This window comes from Flavobacterium undicola (assembly GCF_009909155.2).
Lineage (GTDB): Bacteria > Bacteroidota > Bacteroidia > Flavobacteriales > Flavobacteriaceae > Flavobacterium > Flavobacterium undicola.
The window spans coordinates 37,240-49,711 of sequence record NZ_JAAAPM020000023.1; the positions used below are offsets into that span (position 1 = coordinate 37,240).

11 protein-coding genes are annotated in these 12,472 nt (G+C 34.4%); 8 read left to right on the plus strand and 3 right to left on the minus strand.

Annotated elements, in window-relative coordinates; translation table 11 throughout:
• Window positions 1–52 precede the first annotated feature (52 nt).
• Entirely contained in the window at window positions 53–2,485 is a 2,433-nt protein-coding gene (locus GTZ96_RS13335; protein WP_161644405.1) for a YfhO family protein, read from the minus strand.
• 44 nt (window positions 2,486–2,529) lie between these two features.
• Window positions 2,530–2,814, minus strand: coding sequence for a DUF4834 family protein (locus GTZ96_RS13340; RefSeq protein ID WP_161644406.1), 285 nt, complete (start codon window positions 2,812–2,814; stop codon window positions 2,530–2,532).
• A gap of 121 nt (window positions 2,815–2,935) precedes the next feature.
• Here GTZ96_RS13340 and GTZ96_RS13345 point away from each other — a divergent pair, with 121 nt between their 5' ends.
• Together GTZ96_RS13345 and GTZ96_RS13350 are read left to right on the plus strand one after the other, a co-directional pair.
• Entirely contained in the window at window positions 2,936–3,889 is a 954-nt protein-coding gene (locus tag GTZ96_RS13345; protein ID WP_161644407.1) for a transporter, read from the plus strand.
• A gap of 12 nt (window positions 3,890–3,901) precedes the next feature.
• Window positions 3,902–5,020 (plus strand): GTP cyclohydrolase, encoded by a 1,119-nt coding sequence (locus GTZ96_RS13350; protein ID WP_161644408.1) that lies wholly within the window; start codon window positions 3,902–3,904, stop codon window positions 5,018–5,020.
• 132 nt (window positions 5,021–5,152) lie between these two features.
• On the opposite strand, the gene GTZ96_RS13355 is transcribed toward GTZ96_RS13350, so the two are convergent.
• Window positions 5,153–6,421 (minus strand): aminotransferase class I/II-fold pyridoxal phosphate-dependent enzyme, encoded by a 1,269-nt coding sequence (locus tag GTZ96_RS13355; protein ID WP_161644409.1) that lies wholly within the window; start codon window positions 6,419–6,421, stop codon window positions 5,153–5,155.
• Window positions 6,422–6,773: 352 nt separating this feature from the next.
• Here GTZ96_RS13355 and GTZ96_RS13360 point away from each other — a divergent pair, with 352 nt between their 5' ends.
• From GTZ96_RS13360 to GTZ96_RS13385, 6 genes are all read left to right on the plus strand, one after another.
• On the plus strand, window positions 6,774–7,088 hold the full coding sequence (locus GTZ96_RS13360) for a hypothetical protein (protein WP_161644410.1): 315 nt from the start codon (window positions 6,774–6,776) through the stop codon (window positions 7,086–7,088).
• A 128-nt stretch (window positions 7,089–7,216) separates the two neighbouring features.
• Entirely contained in the window at window positions 7,217–7,780 is a 564-nt protein-coding gene (locus GTZ96_RS13365) for a GNAT family N-acetyltransferase (RefSeq protein ID WP_161644411.1), read from the plus strand.
• Window positions 7,781–7,954: 174 nt separating this feature from the next.
• Window positions 7,955–8,491 carry a YfiT family bacillithiol transferase gene (locus tag GTZ96_RS13370; protein ID WP_161644412.1) on the plus strand — a complete coding sequence of 179 codons (537 nt, stop codon included), beginning with the start codon at window positions 7,955–7,957 and terminating at the stop codon, window positions 8,489–8,491.
• 373 nt (window positions 8,492–8,864) lie between these two features.
• The gene (locus GTZ96_RS13375; RefSeq protein WP_161644413.1) at window positions 8,865–9,215 is read left to right on the plus strand and encodes a DUF2200 domain-containing protein; all 351 of its coding nucleotides are present in this window, start codon (window positions 8,865–8,867) and stop codon (window positions 9,213–9,215) included.
• Between the two features lie 58 nt (window positions 9,216–9,273).
• A complete protein-coding gene (locus GTZ96_RS13380) occupies window positions 9,274–10,071 on the plus strand; it encodes an NYN domain-containing protein (RefSeq protein ID WP_181033193.1) in 798 nt (265 codons plus the stop codon).
• Between the two features lie 521 nt (window positions 10,072–10,592).
• Window positions 10,593–12,101, plus strand: a complete 1,509-nt coding sequence (locus GTZ96_RS13385; protein ID WP_161644415.1) for an FMN-binding glutamate synthase family protein — start codon at window positions 10,593–10,595, stop codon at window positions 12,099–12,101.
• Window positions 12,102–12,472 lie beyond the last annotated feature (371 nt).

Here is a 12,472-nt window from a genome sequence, read left to right on the forward strand (position 1 = left end):
TAAAAATTAGATTCTTTCGAAATTTATCTTTATCAAAATTACAAATAAAATATCATATGTTGAGTCTTCCTTTTTTCCTTTCGTAATAAATTCCTCCAACTAAAAGTAATAACATTCCAATTGAGCTTATCAAAGTGATGGTTCCACCGGTTTTGATAACCTGAGGTTCAAATTTAAATTCAATCGTATGTTTTCCACCAGGAATTTCCATTGCTCTCAAAACATAATCAACAGGAAAATGATCTGTCAATTTACCATCGATATAAGCGTTCCACCCATTTTTATAATACATCTCAGAGAATACAGCTAAACCGTCTTTGCTATTATCAGATTTGTATTTAATATAATTTGGTTTATAAGTAACTACCTGAATAGTTCCCGTTGTATCCCAAGCTTTTTTCATTCTGGCATTTTTAAATTTACCTTCATGCTCATGAACATTGAAAACTGCAACTTTTTTAGTATCGATATCATCTAACGCTTTCATAACATCATCAGGCTTATTAACCAGTTTTACAGCGCTTACAAACCATGCATTTCCGTTTGCATCCGGATTTATTGTTGGTATAGGTGCACCCGTAGAATCGACCTGAATTACATACTTAACATTTAGCATGTTCAATATTTCCAGATTATTTTTTGCAATTTGATAATCATACAATTGTTGCATTCTTCTTGGTCTTACAGCACTGTAACCACCAATTGTTTTATGAAAATAAGAAGACCGACCCTGCAATTGTCCCTGTGGATCAAATACGCGATAAACCGAAGTATCTTGTAAAATTTTTGTATCAGCAGGTGTTTCCTGGAATGGAGCAGCAATCTGAACCGGGCTAACAAAATCCTTAGCTGAAACGTATTTTTTATCTACAAAGAACAAATCAAAAATCATTAATAATGCGACAATAACCAAAGCTGTTGTATGCGAAAATTTGTTTTTAATAAACAACCACAAAACACCAAAAGTTACTACAATAAAGAAACCAGAACGAAGCAAATCAGCAGAATATAAAGACATTCTGTCTTCTTTTAATGCATCAACAAATGCTGGTCCGTAACTTTCTAAATAATATTTATCGCTCATTCCTGTAAAATGGAAAAAACCTTTTGCAAAAACCAGAATCAAAAGAACTCCAAGTCCAAAAACTCCTGCTTGAATTAAAGCTTTCTGCTGTAATTTAGGTTCGTCTTTTGCTTTAAAAAAGGATTGCAACCCCATCACAGCAAGCACAGGAATACACAATTCTAAGATTACCTGAATAGACGATACTGCTCTAAACTTATCATACATTGGGACATATTCAATAAAGAAATCGGTCAGTAAAGAAAAGTTTTTTCCCCAGGAAAGCATCAAAGTAAATAATGCTCCAGAAAGAAAAACATATTTTATCTTTCGCTCATCTATAAATAAGGCTAAAACAGCCAAAAAGAAAACCACAACTCCAATATATGCAGGAGCCGAAACAATTGGCTGATCTCCCCAGTACGTCGGCATACCTGAAACAAAATCGGCCGCCTGATCTGATGGAACTCCCTGTTCAATCATAAAAGAATACATACGACTATCTGTACCAACATTCTCATGGCTTGATCCTCCAAAAATTCTTGGAGCAATTAAATTCAGACTTTCTGCAATTCCATAACTATATTCTGTGATATAATCTGTCGTCATAGACGCAGTAGTTTCATTTTTTGAACCATCAGGATTAAAAGTTAACTCACTTTTATCTCTAATACTGTATTTTGCATATTCACTGGTTGCTAATAAATTCCCAGCATTAGCTCCGAGCGCAACAATTCCGGCTATAGCCAAAGTTCCAATCGAAATTAAAAGTGGCTTATATTCTTTTTCTTTGATAAAATTAAAAGCAAAATAACCTGAAAGTATCAATAAGAAAATCAACAGGTAATACGTCATTTGGAAGTGGTTTGCATTTATTTCTAATGCAACGGCAAACATGGTGAGAAGTCCTCCCAAAATATATTTTTTCTGAAAAACAAGTATAAAACCTGCAATTACCAGCGGCATATAAGCAATAGCATGCGCTTTTGCATTATGCCCAACACCTAAAATAATAATCAAATATGTAGAAAAACCGAAAGCAATCGCACCAATAAAAGCTTTTAAAGGATCGGTTTTTAGGACTAGTAACAATCCGTAGAAACCTAAGAAATATAGAAATAAATAATCTGCAGGACGAGGAAGAAAACGTAGAACGTCATCTATTTTACCAACAAAATCATACGGATAATTAGCTCCTAACTGATAAGTCGGCATTCCTCCAAAAGCTGAATTGGTCCAATAAGGCTCGATGTGTTCAGTAGCTCTAAAATCATTTTGTTCCTTCGCCATACCCGTATATTGGGCAATATCCGATTGAAAAATTTGTTTCCTTTGAAGTACCGGATAAAAATAAATTAGTGAAACTAATACAAAACCAAGAATGGCAATAGCGTGCGGGTATAACCTATTTATTATTTTCAATTTTCGAGAATTTTATTAAAATTGGGATTACTAGTGCGGCAAATTTAATCTATTTCTTCGTAATCCACATAATCTCCTACTTTTTTGGTTTCTCGAGGTTTTTTTACGTTTTGAGTATTGTAAATAATGGTCTCATCCTCCTGGGTATTATTCCATGACTGTTGAGATTGATGCTGTTGTTGTTGCTGGTACATGTTTTGCCCCGCTTTTTCCACTACTTTTTTCACTAATAGCGGTAAAAACAATTTGGCCAAAAACCTAAAAATATAATAGAATGTTATAATATAAAACAGTGTTCTTATAAATCCTGCAAATGATGCTTCTTGCATAATCAAATATTTTTTTAGCAAAATTAACAAATACTAGATTCAAAAACAGATTATCATTCTTAAATAAATAATAAAATATAGTACATTTGGAAAGCTTATTACTTTTAAAATCCAAAACATCATGTCTCAATTTAAAATTTTATTAGCCTTAGCCATAAGTCTTTTAGCAAATTACAATTACGGACAACACACTGATGAGATTAATTCCAATCGACCTGGCTTAACTATGTCAGCCTATGCCGTTGGGAAATCGGTGATTCAAGTGGAAACAGGTGTTTATGGCATCCAAGAAAATCATCGTTTATTAAATTATGATGCCAGCGGATATGGCTTGGACCTTAATTTACGTTATGGCTTTTTTATGGAAAAACTGGAATTACTTGCCGATATCCAATATCAAAATGAAGACTTTGTAAGCACTTTTAATCAATACAATAAATCAGCATTAAAACAAACGGTTTTGGGAGCCAAATACCTCATCTTTGACCCTTACAAAAATTACGAAAAAAGAATCAATGTCTATAGCTGGAAAGCCAACCATGCTTTCAACTGGCGCCAATTAATTCCTGCAGTTTCTGTTTTTGCTGGTGCAAATTTCACCATGAAAAACAATCCGTATGCTTTTAGCAATGAAGCTATGATTTCGCCAAAAGTCATGTTAATTACGCAAAATCACCTGGGAGATGGTTCTTGGGTTTTTGTAACCAATATCATTGCCGATTACATTTCGACTGACTATCCTAGTTATGGCTACATCATTACTTTAACCAAAGGAATTAGCCGAAAATGGTCGGGATTCATAGAAAACCAAGGATTTAAAAGCGATTTTTACAGCGATGCCATCATGCGCGGCGGAGCTGCATTTTTACTAAACAAAAACATGCAAATAGACGCTTCAATTAGCCATAATTTAAAAGACACCCCTACTATTTTCTATGGTGGTATTGGTTTTTCATGGCGATACGACACTAATTACAAAGAAGTCCGAATCAACCTGGACGACGCTCCTTCTCAACCCAGATCGGTACGAAAAGCAGCAAAAAAAGATCAAAAACGAAAAGACGCAATAGAATAAAGAAACAACATAATGATTACAGTAAAAGAAGCAAAGACAAAAAAAGAACTGACCGAATATATCAAATTCCCTTTTTCGTTATACAAAGACAACGAATTTTGGGTTCCACCGTTGATTGCAGACGAATTAGAAACTTTTGACAAGACTAAAAATCCGGCTTTTGAAAATGCCGAAGCTTATTTTTACATAGCCTACAAAAACAATGAAATTGCTGGTCGAATTTCAGCCATTATCAATTGGGCAGAAGTAAACGGACAGCAAAAGAAAAAAGTGCGTTTTGGTTGGTTTGATGTTATTAACGACATTAACGTAACCGAAGCTTTACTGGAAAAAGTATACGAATTAGGCAGAAAAAATAACTTAGAATACGTTGAAGGCCCAATGGGATTTTCAAATTTGGACAAAGTGGGTGTCCTGACAGAAGGCTTTGACCAACTGGGAACCATGATTACCTGGTACAACCATCCGTATTATGCTACTCATTTTGAACAACTGGGTTATGTGGTAGAGAAAGAATATATAGAAAGTAAATTTCCTTTTTCTAACGTACAACCTGAGTTTTTTCAGAAAGCAAACGAGTTGGTTAAAAAAAGATACCAATTAAAACCGCTTAACTTTAAATCGACAAAGGAAGTAATGCCTTATGTGGATAAAATGTTTGATTTATTCAATGCCTCTTATGCTAATTTATCTTCATTTGTGGCAATTTCTGACGTTCAAAAAGAGTATTTCAAGAAAAAATACATCAGCTTTATTAACCCGGAATACATCAAATTTGTAGAAGACAAAGACCAGAATATTGTTGCTTTTAGTATTGTAATGCCTTCTTTTTCCAGAGCCTTACAAAAAGCCAAAGGAAAACTTTTCCCTTTTGGATTATTCCATTTGTTGAAAGCAAAAAAACAAAGCAAAGACATGCTTTTCTATTTAATTGGAGTGCATCCCGAATATCAAAACAAAGCCGTAACGGCAATTATTTTCAACGAATATTATGATACTTTTAAAGAAAAAGGAATCGAAAACTGCTTTAGAACTCCTGAACTTGCCGATAACGTTGCTATTCACAATCTTTGGAAACATTTTGACCCAAAAGTACATTGCCGCAGAAAAACCTTCAGAAAAGAACTTTAAAAAGAGTGTTCAGTGTTCAGCTTGAAGTGTTCAGCTGATAGTAATCCATAAAAAAATCCATTCACCTCGATGAATGGATTTTTTGTTTTAGCATTACTGAATACTAAAAAACTGAACACTGAACACTAATTTCTATGCTTCCGCATCAACATTAATTGTAGTTTTTTCAGCAATTGCTTTGTAAGTTCCATTTACTAATTTCTCACGAATAGCTTCAAAAGCAACCAATGTCTCATCGATATCAGCCAGCGTATGAGAAGACGTAGGAATCATTCTCAATAAGATAATTCCTTTTGGAATAACCGGATAAACCACAATAGACAAGAAAATACCGTAGTTCTCTCTCAAATCGTTTACCATCACCATTGCTTCCGGAATACTTCCTTCAAGATATACAGGAGTAATACAAGTATTTGTATCTCCAATGTTGAACCCTTTTTCTTTTAAACCACTTTGTAATGCATTAACATTTACCCAAAGCTTATCTTTAATTTCAGATGATTTACGTAATAATTCCAAACGTTTCAAAGAACCAATAGTCTGAATCATTGGCAAAGCCTTAGCAAACATTTGCGAACGTAAATTGTATTTCAAATAATCAATAATATCTTTATCAGCAGCTACAAAAGCTCCAATATTAGCCATAGATTTTGCAAAAGTCGAAAAGTAAACATCAATTCCGTCCTGACAACCTTGCTCCTCACCTGCTCCGGCACCTGTTTTTCCAAGTGTACCAAAACCGTGTGCATCATCAACTAACAAACGAAAATTGTATTTCTCTTTCATCGCAACAATTTCTTTCAACTTTCCTTGTTGCCCACGCATTCCAAAAACACCTTCGGTAATAAATAAAATTCCTCCTCCAGTTTCGGTAGCCATTTTAGTAGCACGTTGCAGGTTTTTCTCCATGCTCTCTAAATCATTGTGCTTATACGTAAAACGCTTACCCACGTGAAGACGAACCCCGTCAATAATACAAGCGTGCGAATCTACATCATACACAATAATATCGTTTTTAGTCACCAAAGCATCAATAATAGACACCATTCCCTGGTAACCAAAATTCAATAAATAAGCCGATTCTTTCATTACAAATTCAGCCAATTCTTTTTCTAATTGTTCATGATAAGTAGTATGTCCACTCATCATACGAGCCCCCATTGGGTATGCAGCACCAAACTGAATCGCAGCATCAGTATCAGCCTGACGTACTTCAGGATGATTCGCTAAACCTAAATAGTCATTCAAACTCCAGTTCAAAATATCTTTTCCAGCAAACTTCATTCTAGGCCCTAGTTCTCCCTCTAATTTTGGAAACACAAAATATCCTTCTGCTTGCGAAGCCCATTTTCCTAACGGTCCTTTATTGTTCTGAATTCTTTCGAATAAATCTTTTACCATACTATCGTGATGTAATAACATTAATTTTTAACAGTTTGCAAAATTAATTATTTAAATTTTATTAGCGGCTTTTAAGCTGAATTTATTTTAGGAGCAAAACTATGTCATCTAAAACCACTTTTACTCCTGCTTTCGCCTTTATCTCCTTTCGCTCCGCTACAGGAGGATATCGGCTCTATCAGGGCTAGAAAATAATATTTTGTTTCCAAAACGGCTGATAATAAAAATCGAGCTGAATGTTTGTAAGAAAAAATAAATATATTTGGGATAAAATAAATATTAACGTTTATCAGATTTAATAAAAAAGTTATTGAGCATTTTATAAAATCGTACCAAATACAACCTAAGAAAAATGGAAGGGCAAATTTTTATAGATAATTCAGCTATTGGAATTGTAAACTTTAAAATCATTGACGAAAGCATGGGCGCAATAGGTGGCGAATTTGTTGCAACAGAAAATTACAGTAATTTTAAAAATGAAATTCAAAAGTTAACTGACAAAAATGGAAACGCAAATTCACAGAATTTTAATTTTAGAATAATTTTGAAAAACATTGAATTAAATCCAATCGGAGGAATTTGTCTAATTGACTCAGAAGAATTTGGAGAAATGTATTTAGATGCGGCTGGAATAAATCAAATTGAATTAGAAAAAGTTAGCAACTAAAAACACCCTCCGCTACCGCACGAATCCTTTCGTGTGGTACTTTAAAGAACGCACACAACTACAAACTAACATAACATTAGAACAATTAAACATCCCAATGCTCAAGGTAAATATATACAATTACAAAAATGAACTTAGAAAATTTTTTCTCATCTGAATTGATTCTTGAAAATGAGTCAATTTTATTGCGCCCATTATCTATTGATGATATCGATAAAATAGAATCTATAAGCTATAACAAAGAATTAGGTGAATTTGGAGCACGAGTAAAAAACAGAAATGATTTAACTGATTATTTTAGCTTCTGTCTAAATTCTAAAAAAGAAAAAGAACTGTATCCTCTAATAATTATTAGGAAAGAAGATAATAGTCCTATAGGATTGACAATGTTTGGGAATTTTAGTTTTCAAAATAAGAGATTAGAAATTGGATGGACTTGGATTGGTAAAAAGTTTCAAGGAACTGGCATAAATGTAATTTGTAAAGAACTTCTCTTAGATTATTGTTTTGACACTCTAAATTTAAGAAGAGTAGAATTTAAAATAGATGTAAAAAACCTAAAATCACAAAAGGCAATAGAAAAAATTGGAGCCATTAAAGAGGGGTTTTTGAGAAATTATAATATTCAATCTTATGGAGACAGTGAAGGAACTTACGTTTATAGCATTCTAAAAGAAGAATGGAAAAATTGATTATCTCAAAACATAAATAAGAAAAAAATCCCCCCGCTACCGCACGAATCCTTTCGTGCGGTAAGTTTATCAATGAGGAGTTACTTGTGGAGTTCCCTCCTACGTCGGGAAGACAAGTTTGAGGAAATTGATTAGAAATTAAAAAAAAAGCAACATAACTATAAAAAAACTAATATGACACTAGAACAACTAAAGTATCCCATTGGAAAGTTTGAGCAACCAGTAACCATTACAAAAGACATTATATCACAATGGATTGCTGATATTTCATCCTTTCCCACCAGACTTAAAAACGAAGTCAATCATCTAACTGATGAACAATTAGACACTCAATACAGAACTAACGGCTGGACAATCAGACAAGTCATCCACCATTGTGCCGACAGTCACATGAACAGTTTAACGCGTTTGAAGCTCGCTTTAACCGAAGACCAACCCACAATCAAACCCTATTACGAAGAACGATGGGCTGAACTTATCGACAGTAAAAATATGCCTATTGCTCCTGCCTTAAAAATGTTAGAAGGCATCCACGAAAGATGGACTGCGTTGTTAAACCATCTGACAGAAGAAGAAAACGGAAGAATATTTATTCATCCCGAACACGGAAAAACATTTAGAATAGACGAAAATATTGGAGTCTATGCCTGGCACTGCAATCATCATTTGGCTCACATAACAGAAACCAAAAAACGCAACAACTGGAAATAAAAGTAGTAAGCAGCAATCAGTAGCAGTTATTATTAAATCAAGTATCTGGTATCATTCCGAGGAGTAATTTTTATTCAAGAAAAAAATGACATTTATCTCTGCATTCAACTGTCCTTAGCTTCCGCAGTCGAGCGTCAAATGTTTGAAGAATGCGTAAAAAGAAAAGCTGTTTGATCCGCCGCGGCGGAGAGTTCTTTTCTTTTAGCATTCGAAAACTAATTTGACCGACGAGGAAGTGTAAGACTTGATTTTTTTGTTTCTTTTTTGATCAAGCAAAAAAGAAAATTCGTAAACCTAATTTTCCCTTTTAATAAAACGTCCATAGTAATATTTTTTGTCTCGTTTTTATTTCAGCCCAAAAAGTTAAATCAATATGAACAACACCAGAGTCTACAAAATATCCTTTGCTTCCGTCTATCCGCATTACATTCAAAAAGCGGAGAAAAAATCTCGTACCAAACAAGAAGTAGATGAAATTATATTTTGGCTCACAGGCTATAACGAACAAAGCCTGCAACAACATCTTGACAATAAAACGGACTTTGAGACTTTCTTTGCCCAAGCTCCACAAATCAATCCAAATGTTTCTAAAATTACAGGAGTTATTTGCGGCTACCGTGTAGAAGAAATTGAAGACAAACTCATGCAGCAAATTCGTTATTTAGACAAATTGATTGACGAATTGGCAAAAGGAAAGTCAATAGAGAAAATTTTGAGAAAATAAAGAAATCGCCAACTCATATCTTTATATCTTTGATTAAATTTCACAAAACTCCTTGCAAATGTCAAATAACCCAAAAGAATTAAAACTTGCCGTTCTGATTGATGCCGATAATGTTCCGTACAGCAATGTAAAAGGAATGATGGAAGAGATTACCAAATTTGGTACTCCTACTACCAAACGTATTTATGCCGACTGGACCAAGCCGAATGCTAACGGCTGGAAATCGGTTTTACTGGAACACGCCATAACGCCTATTCAGCAATACAGCTATACTACAGGTAAAAATTCTTCTGATTCAGCTTTGATCATCGATGCGATGGATTTATTGTATTCTGGTAAACTCGATGGTTTTTGTATTGTTTCCAGCGATAGCGATTTTACGCGTTTAGCTATTCGCCTTAGAGAATCAGGCATGAAAGTTATTGGAATTGGAGAACAAAAAACACCAAAACCCTTTATCAGTGCCTGTGACCGATTTATATTTATCGAAGTTTTAGATGGAGCTATCAAGAAAAAAGCGCCTAAAACCATCATTGACACCAAGAAACCAGTCGAAAAAACCACTACTAAAACTCCTGAAAAACCAACACAAAAACCACTTAACAAAATTGACGAACCTACAATAGAATTAATAGAATCTACTATTGAAGACCTTGCCGATGATGATGGTTGGGCATTCCTGGGTGATGTTGGAAATCTTATTGTAAAGAAAAAACCAGAATTTGATCCTAGAAACTATGGTTTTTCAAAACTCACTCCTATGTTAAAATCACTTACGGACATTCTTGAAATCGACGAAAGAGACTCAGACAAAAAAGGAATTAAACATGTTTATGTGCGTTTACTTTTTAGTTAACATAACGCTGCATTCATTCGAAAAAACTAAAATTTGAAGTTTAAAAAGAGCTGTCAAATTACTTCTGCAATACATTGGGACAATTAATTTTCAATAATAATTTCTCAACCGTCATTAGCTTCCACAGTCGAGTGTCAAATGTTTGAAGAATACGTAAAAAGAAAATCTGTTTGATCCGCCGCGGCGGAGAGTTATTTTCTTTTAGACTCGAGCCAAAGGCGAATAGAGCGAAGCTAATTCGAAAACTAATTTGACCGACGAGGAAGCGCAAGACTTGAAATCGAAGATTCATGAATACCGAAAACAATAAGAACGCATGAATATTTTTTTGTTTCTTTTTTGATCAAGCAAAAAAGAAAATTGGTAAATCTATTTTTCCTCTTTTAATAAAACGCCATTGATAGTAATTGCGCTTTGGGGCAAGATTCTATCAAAAACATTTAAATAAATATTAAAATTTTTACTATTTATTTAAATGTTAGTTATTCTTCTTATTTTAGATATTCACAACGCTTTTTATTATGAGAAAAGAATTTTTTATTGTCGGGATAGGCCTTTTCATCCTTAGTTTTGCGGCGCATTTTTTATTCAAAACCAGTTTATTAATTGCCATTTTTCTATTCATACTATTGATTATTGGTCTCTTCAACAGCCTCCAACACAAACATACTATTTTAAGAAATTTTCCTGTTTTAGGCTATTTCAGGTATATGTTTGAAGAAATAGCTCCTGAAATCCAGCAATATTTTATCGAAAGAACCACTGACGGAAAACCTTTTTCCAGAAACGAACGTTCTCTGGCTTATCAACGTGCCAAAAACATTAGCTCCACAACACCTTTTGGAACCCAATTAGACATCAACACTTCGTCTTACGAAGGTTTAAAACACTCCATTTTTCCCGCTAAAGTTAACCACGAATTACCTCGTGTAACCATTGGTGGCGCTGATTGCAAACAACCTTATTCTGCTTCTCTACTTAATATTTCAGCCATGAGTTTTGGTGCATTGAGCGAAAATGCCATTGTAGCATTGAACAAAGGTGCTCAAAAAGGAAACTTCTACCACAACACTGGCGAAGGTGGATTGACCGAATACCATTTACAAGGAGGAGATGTCACCTGGCAAATTGGTACAGGTTATTTTGGATGTCGAGATGACCGAGGGGACTTTGACTGCGGAAAATTTGCAGAAAAAGCCAATCTTCCCGAAGTTAAAATGATTGAAATCAAACTCTCTCAAGGTGCTAAACCGGGGCACGGCGGCGTTTTACCAGCGGCAAAAAATACCGAAGCCATTGCAAAAATCAGAGGCGTACTACCTCACATCGAAATACTTTCACCACCATGTCATAGCGCTTTTGACTCTCCAAAAGGACTAGTCGAATTTGTGGCGCGCTTACGCGAATTAGCAAAGGGAAAACCTATTGGATTCAAGCTTTGCATCGGACAAACAGCAGAATTTGAAGCCATTTGTCAGGAAATGATGGATCAAAATTGCTACCCTGATTTTATAACAGTCGATGGTGCCGAAGGCGGAACTGGCGCAGCTCCATTAGAATTTTCCGATGGTGTGGGTATGCCCTTAGAACCTGCTTTAATCTTTGTAAACAAAACCTTAATTCGACTAAACATCCGTGATAAAATTAGAATTATTTGTAGCGGAAAAATAATCTCTGGACACGCTATTCTCAAAGCAATTGCTTTAGGTGCCGATTTATGCAATAGTGCCCGCGGATTTATGTTTTCATTAGGTTGTATTCAGGCTTTGCGCTGCAATACAAATAAATGTCCTGTAGGGGTAGCTACGCAAGACAAAATGCTGATGAAAGGATTATCAGTAACTGATAAGTTTGAAAGAGTCTTTTATTTTCATAAAAACACCTTGCACGCTGCCAATGAATTGCTGGCTGCAGCAGGAAAATCAAATTACGAAGAAGTAGATGTTTCTATATTTATGCGTGGAGATGAATTCACGCACCTATCTGATTTGTATTTCCCAGACAATTTAGGAAATGTAACCAAGCATTAAAAAAAAAAGGAGGGCTATTAAAGCCCTCCAAATTGGTTTTGATTTACTATTCTCAACTTATAATTAACTAAATTCTGCTGCTGATTGTGTTTTCATTTTTCTACCCAAATTAACATACACACATAATGAATCAAAACCACAGTGTAAAGATACAAACTTTATTTAAAAAAAACACAATCACTTCATTTTTTTTACACTTAATTAACTCAAAACCAAAAGATTAACAACACAAAGCACAATCCAAAACAGCTGTTATTTTTTATTCTTTTCTATCAAAATTACTTCAAAGCTATTTATATAAAAAACCACCTTAAATTTCAACTTTTAGAAACAAACATTTTCGGTTTAGACCATAAAAAAAGGAGGGCTAT

Coding starts and splice junctions, on each gene's coding strand:
- GTZ96_RS13340 (WP_161644406.1), bottom strand. CDS start 2,814: ATGCAAGAAGCATCATTTGCAGGATTTATAAGAACACTGTTTTATATT.
- GTZ96_RS13345 (WP_161644407.1), top strand. CDS start 2,936: ATGTCTCAATTTAAAATTTTATTAGCCTTAGCCATAAGTCTTTTAGCA.
- GTZ96_RS13350 (WP_161644408.1), top strand. CDS start 3,902: ATGATTACAGTAAAAGAAGCAAAGACAAAAAAAGAACTGACCGAATAT.
- GTZ96_RS13355 (WP_161644409.1), bottom strand. CDS start 6,421: ATGGTAAAAGATTTATTCGAAAGAATTCAGAACAATAAAGGACCGTTA.
- GTZ96_RS13360 (WP_161644410.1), top strand. CDS start 6,774: ATGGAAGGGCAAATTTTTATAGATAATTCAGCTATTGGAATTGTAAAC.
- GTZ96_RS13365 (WP_161644411.1), top strand. CDS start 7,217: ATGAACTTAGAAAATTTTTTCTCATCTGAATTGATTCTTGAAAATGAG.
- GTZ96_RS13370 (WP_161644412.1), top strand. CDS start 7,955: ATGACACTAGAACAACTAAAGTATCCCATTGGAAAGTTTGAGCAACCA.
- GTZ96_RS13375 (WP_161644413.1), top strand. CDS start 8,865: ATGAACAACACCAGAGTCTACAAAATATCCTTTGCTTCCGTCTATCCG.
- GTZ96_RS13380 (WP_181033193.1), top strand. CDS start 9,274: ATGTCAAATAACCCAAAAGAATTAAAACTTGCCGTTCTGATTGATGCC.
- GTZ96_RS13385 (WP_161644415.1), top strand. CDS start 10,593: ATGAGAAAAGAATTTTTTATTGTCGGGATAGGCCTTTTCATCCTTAGT.